Source organism: Microbacterium sp. LWO13-1.2 (assembly GCF_038397725.1).
Classification (GTDB): domain Bacteria; phylum Actinomycetota; class Actinomycetes; order Actinomycetales; family Microbacteriaceae; genus Microbacterium.
In genome coordinates, this window is sequence record NZ_CP151634.1 from 3,525,466 (window position 1) to 3,540,825 (window position 15,360).

Below are 15,360 nucleotides of genomic sequence, written 5' to 3' on the forward strand. Positions count from 1 at the left end.
ATGGGATGTGGTCCCTTACTTCTCGGTGGGACGCAGGTGCGTGAGGATCACTGCCGACGCGGTCGACAGGTACGGCAGTGGCGACGCGTACAGGTCGTCCTCGGTGGGCCAACCGGTGAAGTCCTTCGTGTTGAAGAACGACTGCGAGGCGTTGAGCACCACGGGGATGTACGGCAGATCCTTGGCGATCTCCGCCTGAGCGGCCGCGTAGGCCTCCTTCTTCACGGCCTCGTCCTGCGTCGCTCCGGCCGCGATGACAGCCTGATCGACGATGGGGTTCGAGTAACGGCCGTAGTTCTGGCCGGCGGTGGGTGCCTCGCCGACCTTGGCCGTGGCCTCGGTCGCGAAGTAGGTGTCGTAGGTCGAGAACGGGTCGGCCACCAGCGACTGGGTGAGACCGTAGAGCGCCATCTGGTACTCGCCGCTCTCGAGCGGCGTCCAGTACTCGGCGTCCGACACGGTGCGGGCGTTGATGCGAATGCCGGCATCCGCAGCCTGCGCGCTGATCAGCTTCGCCGCGTCGTTGTAGTCGGTCCAGCCGTCAGGCGAGAACAGGTCGAGTTCGATGGCGACGCCGTCCTTGCCGTAGAAGCCGTCGGCATCCTTGGTGTAGCCGGCGGCTTCGAGGATCGCGCCTGCTGCCGCAGCGTCAGGACTCTGCGGGCTTTCCAGGAGAGACGGGTCGCTGAGCCACTTGTCATCGCGACCCGGCAGCACGAAGCTCGGGGTCGAGATGCCGCTCAGGCCGGCGAACGCCTTGGAGCCGATCGCCTCACGATCGATCGCGACGTTGATCGCCTGGCGCACGGCCGGGTCGGTCTGGGCACCCTCGCAGCCGAGCGCTGCATTGGCGCACGTCATGATGACCGTCGGGTCCTGCTGCTGGTTGATCGTGGCGTTGCGTCCGTTGGACGTGACGTTGTCGGGGTTCGCGATGAACTGGCCGACCCAGTCCAGCTTGCCCGTCTTCAGGAGATCTTCGGAGGACTGGTTCGAGTCGATGCCGACATCCTGGACCTCCTTGATCGCGACCTCCTCACGGAATTCCTTGTTCGCCTCGAGCGTGTAGGCCGCGTCCGTGAACGACTTGAGCGTGTACGGACCGGAGCCGACGGGCTCAGGGTTGGTCTCGGTGGCGAAGTCGGTGATGTCGGCCCAGATGTGCTCGGGGACGATCCACATGCCGCCGAGGATCTGCGACGCGGCGGTGAACTTGGGTGACGAGTACGTCACGACGACGGTGGTGTCGTCGGGAGTCTCGACGCCGACCATGTCCTTGTCGACGTTGTTCGCGTAGCCGAAGGTGAAGGCGACGTCCTTCGACGTGAGGTCTTTGCCGTCGCTCCACTTGAGGTCGGGCTTGATGGTGATGGTCAGCGTCTTGCCGTCTTCGCTGTATTCGTACGAGTCTCCGATCAGGCCGACGGGCGCCTCGTCGGACAGCTGATTGAAGAAGAAGAGCGGCTCGTAGATCGCGCCGAACGTCATGTGCGTCGCCGTCTCGGTGGCGAACGGGTTGAAGTTGTTCGTGATCGGGGTCATATGACCCGACCACATCCGGATCGGGCGTTCGCCGGCGTCGGTGGAGCTGCCGCCGGGCGCGCAGCCGCCCAGGGTCAGTGCGAGCGCAGCTGCGCCCGCGACAAGAGGAAGAACTTTCCTCCAGCGGTTGTCCTGCATGGGAACCTCGTCTCAAGTGCTTCGTTGCTCAGTGAGAGCAGGGCGGAAGGGCATCCACCTGGAGACGAGGTTATAGGAAAGGTCTTTTTCAGAAAAGACCTTTCCAATTATTTTGTGAAGATTCTTTTCTTGGATCTCTGGGCGACGGTCACGACGACGGCCACCGCCGCGAGCACTGCCGGTACGAGGAGCGCGGATGCCGCGAGCGCGAGCAGCCCTGCGCAGAGGATGGCGGCGATCGCCGCCATCCACCAGCCTGCACTCCCCCGCTCCAGGATGCGGACGGCGGCGATCATGCCCAACGTGTAGATCGCGACCATGCTGGCCGTGTGGATGAGGATGAACGGCTGAAGATCGAGATCTCTCCCGAGCAGCAGCCCGAAGTAGACGAGACCGATCGCCCCGGTGAGCAGAAGAGCGCGACGCGGCACGGCGCCGTTCTCCGCCCCGCGTGCGAACCACCGCGGCAGGTCGCCGGTGAGCGCCAAGGATGCGCCGAGTTTCGCGAAGGCGGCGAGATACACGTTCAGGACACCGATCGCGACGATGGCGGCGACGGCGCCGATCATCACGGGAGCTGCCCCCGGCGCACCTTCTCTCGCCAGGTCGAGCAGCACGACACTCCCGCTCCCCGCTCCAGCCCCGAGCGCACCGACCGTCACCACCTGAAGGGCGAGGTAGGCCGCTCCGGAGATGACCAGGGTCACCGCGGTGGCGATCGGGATGACCCGGCGGGGATGCGCGAACTCACCGGAGATGTGCGTGCCGACCTCCCATCCCGCGAAGGCCCAGACGAACATCACGATCGCTGTGCCGACGCCGCCCCAGCCATGCGGGAGGAAAGGGGCGAAGTTCGCCGGGTCGACGGCCGGAGCGGCGACGGCGGCCACGGTCACGACGACGCCGAGCAGGAGCGCCATGAGCACCAGCTGCAGCCACCCCGCCACCCTGACGCCGAACAGATTGACGCAGAACGGGATCACGTAGAACGCAAGGGCGACGAACGGCACGGCGGCGCGATCGATGCCGAGCACCGTCGAGATGTACTGCGCCCCGAGCGTCGCGACCACCGGTCCCCCGGCGGCGACGCCCAGCAGAAACCAGTAGCCGGTCGCACGGGCCGCGGTATCACCGAGCGCACGGCGCACGTAGCTCGCGACGCCGCCAGGGTCGGGATAGCGTGCTGCGAGGACGGCGAACGTTCCGGCCAGCGGGATCGCCAGCACCGTCACGACGGCGACCGACACGAGGCTCGCCGGCCCCGCCTCCCTCGCTGCGAGCCCGGGGAGCACGAGCAGACCGGTGCCGAGCACCGAAGCGAGGTACAGGGCGATGCCCTGCAGAAGACCGAGCCCGCGGGTGGAGCGGGGCGTCAACGTCGTTGCCATCCGCCCATCCTCGGGCATCGGACCCTGCTGTCCGACCACCTGCACGGACAACGATCGTCGTTTCTCGGTCAATCATCTGGGCGAGGCGCGGTGCGGCGCACCGGCCTCTACTCAGTACCAGATGTCGAGCGACGGCGACGGCAGCGCGATGAAGGCCCTGTCGAGTCGATCGATGATCTCGGCATCCGCGCGGATGAGCCCCGCGGCGTGCAGCGAAGACGCCCGCACCCCGCCCGCGTACAGCGCCGACAGCGCGGCGATGCCCATCTGGACGTCTGCCTCTTCGCCGTGCACCGCGTCGATATGGGTCCGGCCGCCGGCCTCCACACGCAGCAGCCAGTCCCCTGCGGCGAATCCCATCTCGTCGTCGATGCGGATCACGACGTCGAGAGGCGCCGAGAACGTCCGCGCGGCCAGAGCCGCCGGCACATCGAGAATGCGCAGCCAGCCGTGGTCGTGCAGGGTCTGCGTCACCCCGCGCGGGTCGGCGACCAGCCACGGGAGCGGGTCGTCGATCGGGCGGAGATCGGCGGTGACCTCATCGACCAGGTCATGCTGGAGCGCGAACCGCCAGAGCGCGGCGAGAGCCTCCGGCGTCTCGGCGACGAGCAGCCGGATGCTCAGGCTGAAGCGGAACGTGTTGCCTGTCTCGCTGACGGTGTACGCCAGGACGCCTCGAACTTCTCCCGCCTCATCGAGATAGCGGACCCCGCGGACCTTCTCGCGGTCGGAGTCCGGAGCCAGACCCGCGTGCCCTTCCCATCGCCCCGGCCACCCGGGGATCTGTCCTGCGCGCGCGGACCGGGCCCGCTCGTGCACGACTCCGAGGTCTGCGGCCAGCGCCTCCTTCTCCACGAACTCGATGCGTCCTGCGGAGGACGGACCTGCCCATCCGGCTCTCCGCGTGTCGACCGTGAAGCGGGCCACCGGGATCGCCGCGCCGAATCCGTAGCGACCGTAGATCGTCGCCTCCGAGACGGTGAGTCCCGCGACCGGGACGCCGGCCGCAGCGGCGGCGCGAAGTTCGCCCTCCAGCAGCGCTCTCGCGATTCCTCGGCGCCGATGCGTGGCGGCGACGGTGACGACACTGATCGCCCACATGTCCACCTCGGCGCCACCAGGAACAGTCAGCGGCGTCGCCCAGGAGTTGATGGTCGCGACCGGCAGGTCCTCGTCGGCAGCGCCGACGTTGTACACGCCCGTGTTGCGGCGGGCTTCGAAGGGGGCCCGACCGTGTTCCAGGGATTCCGTGGTCGGCTCGCCGCCGAGGAAGCCGCGTGACACGGCCCGCTGGAACGCCGTCGCGTGCGCCGGATCACCGAAATCGACGAGACGGTACTCGAGCCCGTTCTCAGCGAGTCGGGCGGCGGAGGTCTGGTCGGCGGGGATCTCCCGTGCGTCGATGGAGCTCATGCGACCCACCCTATCCAGAGGGGCGGACGCCGCACTCGACTCAGTGCTGCGACGCCTGTACCTCGCGCAGACGCGCGAAGACCTGGTCGCGCAGCTCCTCCGGAGCGCTCTCCTTGCAGGCGCGGGCGATCACCTCGGTCAGCGTGGTGGCGACGAGTGCCTCATCCCGGCAGGAAGGGCAGCTCTCCAGATGCTCGCGGATCTCGGTGTGCTCGGTCTTGCACACCTCGTTGCGGAGGTACTCCTCCAGATCCTGACGCGCTTTCGCGCAGCCGCAGTCGCTCATCTCTTGCTCCTCGTGTCTGCCGCGGCGATGCCCCGCTCTGCGGCGTAGTCGGCCAGCAGCTCCCGCAGCATCCGTCTGCCCCTGTGCAGACGACTCATCACGGTGCCGATGGGCGTCTTCATGATGTCGGCGATCTCCTGGTAGGCGAACCCCTCGACGTCGGCGAGGTACACCGCGAGACGGAAGTCCTCCGGTACCGCTTGCAACGCGTCCTTGACGACGGATGCCGGCATCCGGTCGATCGCCTCCGCCTCAGCCGAACGGCTGTGCGAAGCCGTGGTCGACTCCGCCCCGCCCATCTGCCAGTCCTCGAGCTCGTCGATCGTGCCCTGATACGGCTCGCGCTGCTTCTTGCGATAGATGTTGATGTACGTGTTGGTCAGGATGCGGTAGAGCCAGGCCTTCAGGTTCGTCCCCTGCGTGAACGTCGCCCAGGACCCGAACGCCTTCACGAACGTCTCCTGTACGAGGTCGGCCGCATCGGCCGGATTGCGCGTCATACGCATCGCCGCGGCGTAGAGCTGATCCATAAACGGGATCGCCTGCTCCTCGAATTCACGCCGTGCGTCGCCGATCGTGTCTGCAGTAGCCGTGTCATCCATCACCGGCCAGTCTAGGCCGCTGATGTCCGCCGTCTCACGCTCAAGCGTGGCGAGCATGGGTGTCTCCTTCTCGGCGAGTGGGGCGCCGTTCACTAAGGTGGAAACCGATGAGCGCCAACAGGTATTCCCCTCCCCTCGTCCAGGGTGCCTACACGGCGCCGACGACCTCCGACGCCGTGCACGCCACGTTGACGATTCCGGGGTCGAAATCGCTGACGAACCGCGAACTCATCATCGCTGCCATCGCCGACGGCCCAGGGCGTCTGATCGCACCGCTGCACTCCGACGATTCCCGACGGATGGTCGACGCGCTGCGGGCCCTCGGCGTCGGCATCGAGGAGGAGCACGCAGGCAGCGAGTTCGGCCCCGATCTCATCGTGACGCCGGCGAAGCTGCAAGGCGGCGCGACGGTGGACTGCGGCCAGGCGGGCACCGTGATGCGTTTCATCGCCCCCCTCGCCGGTCTCGCTGCGAAAGATGTGCACCTCACCGCCCACGAGACGGCGCTGCATCGCCCCATGGGCGGGCTGATCCACGCACTCCGCGACCTCGGCGTCGACATCGACGACGAAGGCACCTGGTCGCTTCCGTTCACGATCCGCGGACACGGCCGCATCCGCGGCGGCCGGATCGAGATCGACGCCTCCGCATCCAGCCAGTTCGTGTCCGGGCTCCTGCTCGCGGCCCCGCGCTTCGACGTGGGTCTGCACCTCGTGCACACCGGCTCGCATCTGCCGAGCCTCCCGCACATCGACATGACGATCGAGGCGCTCAGCCGCCGAGGCATCCGCATCGAACGACCCGCCGCCGGCGAATGGCTCGTCGAGGCGGGGGTGCCCCGGGCGAAAGAGATCCCGATCGAGCCCGATCTCTCCAACGCGGCGCCCTTCCTCGCTGCCGCACTCATCACGGGCGGCGCCGTCTCCGTCACCGGGTGGCCGGCGCACTCCACGCAGCCCGGAGCCCTGCTGCCGGAGATCCTGCAGGCCATGGGTGCGCACGTCAGCCGGCACGGCGGCACCCTCACGGTGCGCGCCGGAACCGGCATCCGCGGCCTCGATCTCGACCTCTCCGCAGCCAGCGAACTCACCCCGACACTCGTGGGCCTTGCAGCGTTCGCCGAGACCCCGACGACCATCCGCGGCATCGGCCACATCCGCATGCACGAGACCGACCGCATCGCCGCACTCATCGGCAACATCCACGCGCTCGGTGGCGAAGCGGAAGAACTCGCCGACGGACTGCGCATCATCCCGCGGCCGCTGCACGGCGGCGGCTGGGCCGCTCACCACGACCACCGGATGGCCACCACCGGAGCCCTCATCGGCCTGCGGGTCCCCGGCGTGGAGATCGATGACATCGGCACCACCGCGAAGACGCTGCCCGAGTTCACCATGCTCTGGGAGCGGATGCTGCGAGGCAGCGCCGGATGAGCTGGCTCGACGGCGCCGACGACCTCGAGGACGACTTCGAGGACTACGACGAGAGCAGTTTCCGGACAAGGCCCAACCCCAAGGCCAACCGTCCCCGCACCAAGCGCCGCCCCGCCCATGACGACGCCGTCATCGGACGCGTCCTCGGCGTCGACCGCGGCCGCTACTCGGTGCTCATCGATGAGAACGGCCCAGACGAGCGCGCCGTGACGGCGACCAGGGCGCGCGAACTCCGACGCATGCCGATCGTGACCGGGGATCAGGGCCGGATCGTCGGCGACACCTCAGGCGCTGAGGGAACGCTCTGCCGAATCGTCGGCATCGTCGATCGCACCTCGCTGCTCCGGCGCAGCGCCGATGACACCGACCAGGTGGAGCGCGTCATCGTCGCGAACGCCGACCAGATGCTCGTCGTGGTGGCCGCGGCCGACCCCGAGCCCAGGGCACGACTGGTCGACCGCTATCTCGTCGCGGCGCTGGATGCCGGCATCCGCCCGCTTCTCGTCGTGACCAAGACCGATCTCGCCGACCCCACCGCCTTTCTTTCGCACTTCGACGGCCTCGACCTCCGCGTGTTCACCAGCGCCCAGGAGGAGATGCCGATCGAGGAGATCGGCGCTGCACTGGTCGGACACTCCACGGTGTTCGTCGGGCACTCCGGCGTCGGCAAGTCCACGCTCGTCAATGCGCTGGTACCGACGGCGCTCCGCGCGACCGGTCATGTCAACCAGGTCACCGGCCGCGGCCGGCACACCTCCTCGTCGACGGTCTCGCTGCGCTACCAGGGCGATGCCGGTTCGGGCTGGGTCATCGACACCCCCGGAGTGCGGTCGTTCGGCCTCGGGCATGTCGATCCGGCGAACATTCTGGCGGCCTTCACCGAGCTCTCACTGATCGCCGAGGACTGCCCTCGGGGCTGCACGCACCTGGCCGATGCGCCGGACTGCGCCCTGATCGAAGCAGCGGAGAGCGGAGAGCTCGGCGAGACCGGGCGGGCCCGCCTGGATTCGCTGCAGCGACTGCTGCAGACCTTCTCCGACAAGGCCGACCAGGCTCCCGGCCGTTAGGCTGGACGGGTGACTCTGCGCCTGGAACCCGGTACCTCCGCCCCTGACTTCACCCTCCTCGATCAGGACGGTGCGCCCGTGCACCTCGCCAATCTGCGGGGAACGAAGACGATCCTCTACTTCTACCCGGCGGCGATGACGCCCGGCTGCACGACTCAGGCGTGCGACTTCCGCGACAGCATCTCGTCACTGCAGGGCGCGGGATATCGGGTGATCGGGATCTCCCGGGACGAGCCGTCGAAGCTCGCGGAGTTCCGCGCACGCGACGGCCTGACCTTCACGCTGCTCAGCGACCCCGACCATGCCGTCCACGACGCCTACGGCGTGTGGGGCGAGAAGATGAACTACGGCAAGGTGATCGAGGGCGTCATCCGTTCCACGTTCGTCCTCGACGAGGACGGAACGATCTCGCTCGCGCTTTACAACGTCAAGGCGACCGGACACGTCGCGCGCATCCGGAAACTGCTCGGCATCGACGCCTGAGCTCTCACTCCGACGAGAGCTGCTCCGCCTCACGGCGGGCGCTGGCGATCAGCAGCACGAACCCGATGAGGCCGGGGAAACCGACAGCCGCGGTGAAGATCCACGGGATCGGCTGCAATGTGAGCGAGGCCAGCGCGAGCGCGACGGCCAGCACCTGGAACACGACGCCTCCGGAGCGCGCCCATGAGCGGCCGGTGCGGGTGCCGATGGCGAAGGAAACGAGTGCGACGGCGCCGATCAGGGTGAGCACGATGAGCGCGACGGCCGTGGGCAACGACGCCGCAGCTCCCGCGCCGAGTCCGGCGATCTCGATGGCGGCGAAGACGACGAGCGCTGCCCCCTCCGCAGCCAGCACGGCGGCTGCGGCAAGAGCCAGTCCGGGTGCGCGCACGACATCTCCTGATGAATCCGATGAGAGCGCAGAAAACCCTTGCTCTTGTTAACTTTATGTTACAGAATAGACAAAGTCATGTGCTCCCACAGCGGCGTGGGGCGGGCGCTTCAGCCCGCAACACAAACGCAGGCATCCGCCTGCATCACGTCAGGGTAGCGGAACCCGAAACCGATACCCGAATCCGAGCCATCGCGTCTGCGATCGCTCTAGAAATCCACACCGAGGAGCCCCCATGGATTGGCGCGACAAGGCCGCCTGCCTGACTGTCGACCCCGAGCTGTTCTTCCCCGTCGGGAACACCGGCCCAGCGGTCGACCAGATCGAGAAGGCGAAGACGGTCTGCGCCACCTGCACGGTGACCGAGATCTGCCTGCAGTACGCGCTCGAGTCCAGCCAGGACTCCGGTGTCTGGGGCGGCCTCTCCGAAGACGAGCGCCGCGCCCTCAAGCGTCGCGCAGCACGCGCACGCCGCGCCTCCTGATCGCTCCCCGCACGAGGTTTCGACTCGTGCCTCGCTCGACCTGAGTCGCAGACGGGGCAGGTTCGCTTCGCGAACGAGCCCCGTCTCGACTCACTTCGTCAGCCAGCGCAGCGGGATGTCGATGATCACGTCGGTGCCTTCGCCCTCACGGCCGTGCCACTCGATCGTTCCGCTGAGCTCACCCTGGATGAGCGTGCGGATGATCTGCGTGCCGAGCCCCTGGCCGATGCGCCCCTCAGGCAGGCCCCGCCCGGTGTCGCTCACGGTCACACGGAGGTTCTCCTCGGTGCGCACCGCATCGACGGTGACCAGACCCTCCTGACCCGCGAGGCCGTGCTCGACCGCGTTGGTCACCACCTCGGTCAGGGCGAGCGCAAGCGGCGTCGCGTATTCGCTCGGCAGCACGCCGAAGCGACCCGTCGACCGCACCATGGCGCGGGTGTTCGGAGCCGAGGCGACCTCGGCGACGAGCTTCAGCGCGCGCTGGAAGACCTCGTCGAAATCGACCTTCTGAGTGAGCCCCTGCGCCAGGGTGTCGTGTACGACCGCGATGGCGTCCACGCGCCGCATCGCCTGGGTGAGCGCGTCGCGCGCTTCCTCCGAGTGCGTGCGCCGGGCCTGGATTCGCAGCAGCGACGCGACGGTCTGCAGATTGTTCTTCACCCGATGGTGGATCTCGCGGATCGTGGCGTCCTTGGTGATGAGCTCCTGCTCCTGGTGGCGCAGTTCTGAGACGTCGCGGCACAGCAGGATCGCGCCGATCCGGTTGCCATGGTCCTTCAGCGGGATGGCTCGGAGCGAAACGGTGACGCCGCGCGCCTCGATGTCCGTGCGCCACGGAGCACGGCCGGTGACGACGACCGGGAGCGACTCGTCCACCTGCCGCGACGGCGGCACCAGCCGAGTGGTCACTTCGGCGAGGGACTCCCCTTCGAGCTCGTCGTCGAAGCCCATCCGGTTGAAGGCGGAGAGCGCGTTGGGACTGGCGAACGTGGTGATGCCGTCGACATCGATCCTGATCAGCCCGTCGGATGCCCGTGGCGCGCCGCGACGCGGGGATGTGGGGGCAGCGAGGTCGGGGAAGCTGCCGTCGGCGATCATGCGGAAGAGGTCGTTCGCACATTCCTCGAACGTGATCTGCTGCCGGGAGGGCGTGCGCGCCTCACCGAGGTTCGTGTGCCGCGTCACCACTCCGATGACCGTGGCCGCACCATCCTCCTTGCGCCGCTGACGGACGATCGGCACTGCCCTGACCCTCGTCGGCGTCTCCTCGAACCAGTCCGGCGACGAGGAGTCGACGATCTCCGCCGAATCGAACGCGCCCTGCACCTGGGTCCGCCACTGGGGGCGGACGCGCTCTCCGACGATGTCCCGGTAGAACAGGGTCGCTGCGCCGCTGGGCCGCGCGTGCGCGACGGCGACGAAGGAACCGTCATCTGTCTGGATCCAGACGACGATGTCAGCGGACGCGAGATCCGCGAGCAGTTGGCCGTCACCGGCGAGGCGGTGAAGCCACTCCACGTCGCTGTCGGTCAGGAGGCCCTGGGCCTGGGCGAGATCGCTGAGGGTTGACACCTCCCCAGCATAGATTCAGTCAGCTCAGAGAATCGCCAGCGACGTCGCCCGCCAGCGTCGATCCATGCCCTCCAGCCGAATCGCGACCGCGCGAGTACGACCGGGGCCTGCGACGATCACCACGGATTCGACCACATCGTCTCGCGGTGCCGCGCACCGGATGGACAGGATCTCGAATGACGGCCGTGCGGGCGCGACACCGCGGGCACTGCGCGCCCTGGCTGACAGATTCGACCTGGTCACCAGGCTCCGGAACGCCTCCTCGCTGAACCATCTCGCGAGCTGGTCGACCTCGCGGACGCCTGCGAGAACCTCGAGCACGCCCTGCGTGAGGCTCCGGAGGAGCGGCGCAGGATCCGGCAGCTCGGATGCCGAGGTGGGCTGGGGTGCGAAGTACTCATGCAAGGTCATCAGAGGCACTCTCGTTCTGGGAAACTGCGTGAAAGTACAGCACGGCGAGGATCGCCCTGACGCTCCGCGAACGACAATTGTGGATAACTCGTATACCGATCCGGGCAGTCGCCTACGCTCGGTCGAGTGCACTGGGATCGCCTGTTCGAAGACCTCGAAGGTCAACTCGCCTCGGAGTGGGAAGCCGAGCGTGCCGCGCTCGATGCGGAATCCGAACGGCTGCGGATCTCACGGCTCGAACTGCGCAGCAGACTCCGGATGCTGTGCGCCGTGGAAGCGCGGACGACCCTCGACCTCGCGGGTGGACAGCGCCTGCCGGTCCGTCTGCGTGCTCTCGGCGCCGACTGGCTCGCTACCGAACCGTCGTCCGGCGGAGAAACGGCTGCGCCCCTGTCGATATCCATCGTCCCGCTGCACGCGATCAGCGGGATGAGCATGGATCACGGAATGCTGCTGACCAGTCTCGACTCGCAGGTCGCCGCCGAACCCGCCCTGCGGGAGCGGATGACTTTCGGATTCCTGCTCCGCGACTTCGCGCGCCGACGGGTACCGGTGCGCATCGCACTCCGCGACGGTGGCGAGGTGCACGGGACCATCGACCGTGCCGGCGCCGACCATCTCGACCTGGCCATGCACGATGCCGGAGACGTCCGGCGCGCCGACGCCGTACGCGGGTTCCGGATCGTCCCGTTCAGCGCGCTGCTCTGGCTGCGAGCCAGTGGTGAGGCTCAGCTGCCCTGAGCAGGACCACGCGTCGACGTTCCCCATACCTCGGGGAAGCTCGCCTCGTTCGCCTGACGCCACAGCGCCATTCGCCTGGCCTCCTCCGACTGCGCCGCGAGATACTCCGAGAGACTCGACTCCTCGACCCGCCAGCGCGCAGGCGACCCGAGCTGCGAACCGCGCAGCCGCCCATCGAGAACGAGCGCGATCACCTCGTCCACCTCGATGCTCAGCAACTCCGCCACCTGGGCAGGCGCGAGGAAGCGCGGAGCGGATGCGGGCATATCAGGCATGTCTCCATTCTCCCCTGCGCCGCACGCGTACGTCCCACCCGAGAGCCGCCTGTGGATAACTCGAACGGCAGTCAGCCGATTTCTGTGACCATGGCTCCATGACGACGCAGACTCGACCGCGACGCGCCTTCCTGGGCGACGTCCGCTTCCTCATCGGCATCGTGCTGGTGGCACTCTCCATCGTCGGCGTGTGGTTGATCGTCTCCTCTGCAGGACACACCACTCCGGTACTGCAGGCGAGCCGCACGATCGTGGCTGGCGAGGCGCTCATCTCGGGAGACTTCCAGGTCGTCGAGGTGAACCTCGGTGCCATCGACGGCGCCTATCTCGCCCCACAGGATCTGGAGCCGGGCCAAGTGGCCGCGCGTACCCTCACGGAGGGCGAGCTCGTCCCGTCAGCGGCTGCTGCGGATGCCGAGAGCAGTCGCACCACCACGATCGTCGTGGAGAGCAGCACCGGAATCCCCGAAGACGTCGCCCCCGGGACGGTCGTCGAGCTGTGGCATGCTCCTCCCCTCGATGACGACCGCTCCTACGATGCGCCGAGAATCCTCCTCACGGATGCGGTGGTGGCTGCGATCGTGAAGACCGATGGCATGCTGGCGGGGTCGAACGCCGGAGTCGAGGTGGTCATCGATCGCTCCGATGTGGCCGACGTCCTCGCCGCGATCACCGGCGGCTCCGTGCTGTCACTGGTTCCGGTCGGCGTCGGATCATGAGTGGCGTCGTCATCGCCATCCCCGAGCCGCGGGCAAGCGCCCTCGCGCAGGAGCTCGAGCTCGAGGGGGTGCATGTCATCGCGATCCTTCCCCCTGACACCGCGATCGCGTTCCGCCTCGCCGACGCCGATACGCTGCTCGCGCCGGCCACCCGTGCCGTCCTCACCCCCGATCTCATCGCCGCGTGCGACCGCTCCGGCGTCCGGATCGTCCCGCTCGGCGACGGCGACAGCCGGCTGCTCGGACGGTACGGATTGACCGCGGCGCTGCCTGCGGATGCCCCGGGTTGGGAGGTGGCAGCCGCCCTCGCCGTGGAGACCCCCGTCGCGGTACGGCCGGTCTCCTCCGCGTCCTCCCACCGAATCCTCGCGGTCTGGGGACCGCACGGCGCGCCTGGCCGATCCACCCTCGCCATCCAGCTCGGCGTCGAACTCGCCCGCACCGGTCGCCGCACCGCCCTCATCGACGCCGACACTGTCGCGCCGTCCCTGGCGCTCCTCCTCGGACTCAGCGACGACGCACCCGGCGTCGCGGCCGCGTGCCGCCGCGCCGAACTCGGCGGACTCGACTCGAGCGAGCTGACCAGGCTGGCGACCACGCTGGAGACGAGTGCCGGCCCCATCGAGGTGCTCGGCGGGATCAATCGCCCGAGCCGATGGCCGGAGCTGTCCGCTGCCCGCCTGCGCAGCACCCTCCAGGCGTGCCGCGAGTGGGCGCAGGAGACCGTCGTCGACATCGCAGGCACTCTCGACGCCGACGACGAGGCGACGTTCGATCTCACCGGGCCGCGACGACATGCCGCGACGACCACGACCCTCCGCGAAGCCGACACCGTCGTCGCGGTCACGACGGCCGATCCGCTCGGCATCAGTCGCTTCCTCCGCGATCACGCCGAACTCCGCGATCTCATCGGTCCGGTTCCGATCACGGTCGTCGCCAATCAGGTGCGTCCCGGGCCTCTCGGCATCGATGCCCGCGGTCAGGTCCGACGCACCCTCGAAAGGTTCGCCGGAATCACCGAGGTGACTTTCCTGCCCTACGACCGGCGTGCCGTCGACGCCGCGCTGCTGCACGCCAGACCGATGAGCGATGTCACGCCACGATCCGCGCTGGTCGCGGCCGTGCGCCGGCTCGCGGCGACGCTCTCACCGTCGCCGGGCACGCCGGCACCGGAACCGGTGACTGCTACTGGCGGTAGCTGGCGAGGAAGTTTCCGAGTCGCTCGATCGCCTCGCTGAGCACCCGCGCCTCCGGCAACGTCACGATCCGAAGATGATCGGGAGTCGGCCAGTTGAAGCCGGTCCCCTGCACGAGCAGGATGCGCTCCGAGACGAGCAGGTCGTAGACGAGCTTCGCGTCGTCCCTGATCTCATGCACGTTGGGATCGAGCCGGGGGAACGCGTAGAGGGCGCCCTCCGGCTTCACGCAGGAGACGCCGGGAATCGATTCGAGGCCCTCCCACGCGATGTCGCGCTGTTCGTGCAGGCGGCCGGTCGGCGCGATCAGCGCATCGATGGACTGGACACCCGAGAGCGCAGCCTGCAGGGCGTGCTGCGACGGCACGTTCGGGCAGAGCCGCGTCGACGCGAGCAGCGTGATCCCCTCGATGAAACCCTTGGCGTGCGCCTGCGGTCCCGTGATGACCAGCCAGCCCGAACGATACCCGGCGACCCGATAGGTCTTGGACAACCCGTTGAAGGTCAGGCAGAGCAGATCGGGAGCGAGTGTCGCCGTCGAGATGTGCACCGCGTCATCGAAGACGATGCGGTCGTAGATCTCATCGGAAAGCAGCAGCAGCTGGTGCTCTCTGGCGATCTGCACCAAGCCTTCGAGAACGGCCCGGGAGTACACGACACCGGTGGGGTTGTTCGGATTGATGATGACGAGCGCTTTGGTCCGCGGCGTGATCTTGGAGCGGATGTCCTCGAGATCAGGCTGCCAGTCATTCTCCTCGTCGCACAGATAGTGCACCGGAGTACCACCGGCGAGACTGGTCATCGCCGTCCACAGCGGGTAGTCCGGGGCCGGGATGAGCACCTCGTCGCCCTCATCCAACAGGGCCTGCATGGTCATCGTGATGAGTTCCGAGACGCCGTTCCCGAGATAGACGTCGTCCGGGTCGAAGCGCGGGAAGTCCGGGATCTCCTCATAGCGGCTGACCACGGCGCGGCGCGCCGAGATGATGCCCTTGCTGTCGCTGTAGCCGTGCGCGGTCGGCAGCGCCGCCAACATGTCGTGCACGATCTGGTGCGGAGCGTCGAACCCGAAGATCGCCGGATTGCCCGTGTTCAGCTTGAGGATCTGGTGCCCCTCGGCCTCGAGCCGCGCCGCCTCGACGAGCGTGTTCCCACGGATCTCGTACAGGACATTCTTGAGCTTCGACGACTGGTCGAAGTTGCGCGATGGGGTCAT

Annotated in this window: 17 protein-coding genes; 7 read left to right on the forward strand and 10 right to left on the reverse strand. The window is 68.0% G+C overall.

Translation table 11 applies throughout. The annotated features are described in order from the left end of the window. Positions 1-15 precede the first annotated feature (15 nt). From MRBLWO13_RS16945 to MRBLWO13_RS16965, 5 genes are all read right to left on the reverse strand, one after another. Positions 16-1,680, reverse strand: coding sequence for an ABC transporter substrate-binding protein (locus tag MRBLWO13_RS16945; RefSeq protein WP_341975258.1), 1,665 nt, complete (start codon positions 1,678-1,680; stop codon positions 16-18). A gap of 107 nt (positions 1,681-1,787) precedes the next feature. After that, a complete protein-coding gene (locus tag MRBLWO13_RS16950; RefSeq protein WP_341975260.1) occupies positions 1,788-3,068 on the reverse strand; it encodes an amino acid permease in 1,281 nt (426 codons plus the stop codon). Between the two features lie 111 nt (positions 3,069-3,179). Next, complete coding sequence (locus MRBLWO13_RS16955) at positions 3,180-4,481, reverse strand: GNAT family N-acetyltransferase (protein WP_341975261.1); 1,302 nt, start codon at positions 4,479-4,481, stop codon at positions 3,180-3,182. Positions 4,482-4,521: 40 nt separating this feature from the next. Then, positions 4,522-4,767, reverse strand: coding sequence for a zf-HC2 domain-containing protein (locus tag MRBLWO13_RS16960; protein WP_341975262.1), 246 nt, complete (start codon positions 4,765-4,767; stop codon positions 4,522-4,524). Further along, positions 4,764-5,426 carry a sigma-70 family RNA polymerase sigma factor gene (locus tag MRBLWO13_RS16965; RefSeq protein ID WP_341975263.1) on the reverse strand — a complete coding sequence of 221 codons (663 nt, stop codon included), beginning with the start codon at positions 5,424-5,426 and terminating at the stop codon, positions 4,764-4,766. Before MRBLWO13_RS16965 ends, MRBLWO13_RS16960 begins: the two co-directional genes overlap by 4 nt. A 50-nt stretch (positions 5,427-5,476) precedes the next feature. On the opposite strand from MRBLWO13_RS16965, the gene aroA reads away from it, so the two are divergent. The 3 genes from aroA to bcp are packed head-to-tail and all read left to right on the forward strand — an operon-like array spanning position 5,477 to position 8,352. Continuing rightward, on the forward strand, positions 5,477-6,802 hold the full coding sequence (gene aroA / locus MRBLWO13_RS16970) for a 3-phosphoshikimate 1-carboxyvinyltransferase (RefSeq protein ID WP_341975264.1): 1,326 nt from the start codon (positions 5,477-5,479) through the stop codon (positions 6,800-6,802). Beyond that, complete coding sequence (rsgA, locus tag MRBLWO13_RS16975) at positions 6,799-7,869, forward strand: ribosome small subunit-dependent GTPase A (RefSeq protein ID WP_341975265.1); 1,071 nt, start codon at positions 6,799-6,801, stop codon at positions 7,867-7,869. The genes aroA and rsgA overlap by 4 nt, the downstream gene beginning before the upstream one ends. A gap of 9 nt (positions 7,870-7,878) precedes the next feature. After that, positions 7,879-8,352: a thioredoxin-dependent thiol peroxidase gene (gene bcp, locus MRBLWO13_RS16980; protein ID WP_341975266.1), complete on the forward strand. Its 474-nt coding sequence runs from the start codon at positions 7,879-7,881 to the stop codon at positions 8,350-8,352. 4 nt (positions 8,353-8,356) lie between these two features. Here bcp and MRBLWO13_RS16985 read toward each other — a convergent pair whose 3' ends face one another. Continuing rightward, a complete protein-coding gene (locus MRBLWO13_RS16985; protein ID WP_341975267.1) occupies positions 8,357-8,743 on the reverse strand; it encodes a hypothetical protein in 387 nt (128 codons plus the stop codon). Between the two features lie 235 nt (positions 8,744-8,978). Here MRBLWO13_RS16985 and MRBLWO13_RS16990 point away from each other — a divergent pair, with 235 nt between their 5' ends. Beyond that, positions 8,979-9,227: a WhiB family transcriptional regulator gene (locus MRBLWO13_RS16990; protein WP_028503730.1), complete on the forward strand. Its 249-nt coding sequence runs from the start codon at positions 8,979-8,981 to the stop codon at positions 9,225-9,227. A gap of 90 nt (positions 9,228-9,317) precedes the next feature. Here MRBLWO13_RS16990 and MRBLWO13_RS16995 read toward each other — a convergent pair whose 3' ends face one another. Further along, entirely contained in the window at positions 9,318-10,802 is a 1,485-nt protein-coding gene (locus MRBLWO13_RS16995) for a histidine kinase N-terminal domain-containing protein (RefSeq protein WP_341975268.1), read from the reverse strand. 24 nt (positions 10,803-10,826) lie between these two features. Further along, positions 10,827-11,213, reverse strand: coding sequence for an Rv3235 family protein (locus MRBLWO13_RS17000; protein ID WP_341975269.1), 387 nt, complete (start codon positions 11,211-11,213; stop codon positions 10,827-10,829). 126 nt (positions 11,214-11,339) lie between these two features. Between MRBLWO13_RS17000 and MRBLWO13_RS17005 the strand changes: the two genes are divergently transcribed. After that, entirely contained in the window at positions 11,340-11,954 is a 615-nt protein-coding gene (locus tag MRBLWO13_RS17005) for a hypothetical protein (RefSeq protein WP_341975270.1), read from the forward strand. Here the strand turns inward: MRBLWO13_RS17005 and MRBLWO13_RS17010 are convergent. Then, positions 11,942-12,229: a helix-turn-helix domain-containing protein gene (locus tag MRBLWO13_RS17010; RefSeq protein ID WP_341975272.1), complete on the reverse strand. Its 288-nt coding sequence runs from the start codon at positions 12,227-12,229 to the stop codon at positions 11,942-11,944. The genes MRBLWO13_RS17005 and MRBLWO13_RS17010 overlap by 13 nt on opposite strands. Before the next feature lie 98 nt (positions 12,230-12,327). On the opposite strand from MRBLWO13_RS17010, the gene MRBLWO13_RS17015 reads away from it, so the two are divergent. Together MRBLWO13_RS17015 and MRBLWO13_RS17020 are read left to right on the forward strand one after the other, a co-directional pair. Beyond that, positions 12,328-12,948, forward strand: a complete 621-nt coding sequence (locus MRBLWO13_RS17015; protein ID WP_341975273.1) for an SAF domain-containing protein — start codon at positions 12,328-12,330, stop codon at positions 12,946-12,948. Continuing rightward, positions 12,945-14,186 (forward strand): P-loop NTPase, encoded by a 1,242-nt coding sequence (locus tag MRBLWO13_RS17020; protein ID WP_341975274.1) that lies wholly within the window; start codon positions 12,945-12,947, stop codon positions 14,184-14,186. Before MRBLWO13_RS17015 ends, MRBLWO13_RS17020 begins: the two co-directional genes overlap by 4 nt. On the opposite strand, the gene MRBLWO13_RS17025 is transcribed toward MRBLWO13_RS17020, so the two are convergent. Next, positions 14,134-15,360 (reverse strand): pyridoxal phosphate-dependent aminotransferase, encoded by a 1,227-nt coding sequence (locus MRBLWO13_RS17025; protein WP_341975275.1) that lies wholly within the window; start codon positions 15,358-15,360, stop codon positions 14,134-14,136. The genes MRBLWO13_RS17020 and MRBLWO13_RS17025 overlap by 53 nt on opposite strands.

Bases quoted from the DNA above. Each gene is read 5' to 3' on its own strand.
- MRBLWO13_RS17025 (WP_341975275.1), bottom strand. From the start codon at position 15,360: ATGACCCCATCGCGCAACTTCGACCAGTCGTCGAAGCTCAAGAATGTC.
- MRBLWO13_RS16950 (WP_341975260.1), bottom strand. From the start codon at position 3,068: ATGGCAACGACGTTGACGCCCCGCTCCACCCGCGGGCTCGGTCTTCTG.
- MRBLWO13_RS17000 (WP_341975269.1), bottom strand. From the start codon at position 11,213: ATGACCTTGCATGAGTACTTCGCACCCCAGCCCACCTCGGCATCCGAG.
- MRBLWO13_RS16955 (WP_341975261.1), bottom strand. From the start codon at position 4,481: ATGAGCTCCATCGACGCACGGGAGATCCCCGCCGACCAGACCTCCGCC.
- MRBLWO13_RS16960 (WP_341975262.1), bottom strand. From the start codon at position 4,767: ATGAGCGACTGCGGCTGCGCGAAAGCGCGTCAGGATCTGGAGGAGTAC.
- MRBLWO13_RS16990 (WP_028503730.1), top strand. From the start codon at position 8,979: ATGGATTGGCGCGACAAGGCCGCCTGCCTGACTGTCGACCCCGAGCTG.
- aroA (WP_341975264.1), top strand. From the start codon at position 5,477: ATGAGCGCCAACAGGTATTCCCCTCCCCTCGTCCAGGGTGCCTACACG.
- MRBLWO13_RS16945 (WP_341975258.1), bottom strand. From the start codon at position 1,680: ATGCAGGACAACCGCTGGAGGAAAGTTCTTCCTCTTGTCGCGGGCGCA.
- MRBLWO13_RS16965 (WP_341975263.1), bottom strand. From the start codon at position 5,426: ATGCTCGCCACGCTTGAGCGTGAGACGGCGGACATCAGCGGCCTAGAC.
- rsgA (WP_341975265.1), top strand. From the start codon at position 6,799: ATGAGCTGGCTCGACGGCGCCGACGACCTCGAGGACGACTTCGAGGAC.
- MRBLWO13_RS17010 (WP_341975272.1), bottom strand. From the start codon at position 12,229: ATGCCTGATATGCCCGCATCCGCTCCGCGCTTCCTCGCGCCTGCCCAG.
- MRBLWO13_RS17020 (WP_341975274.1), top strand. From the start codon at position 12,945: ATGAGTGGCGTCGTCATCGCCATCCCCGAGCCGCGGGCAAGCGCCCTC.
- MRBLWO13_RS17015 (WP_341975273.1), top strand. From the start codon at position 12,328: ATGACGACGCAGACTCGACCGCGACGCGCCTTCCTGGGCGACGTCCGC.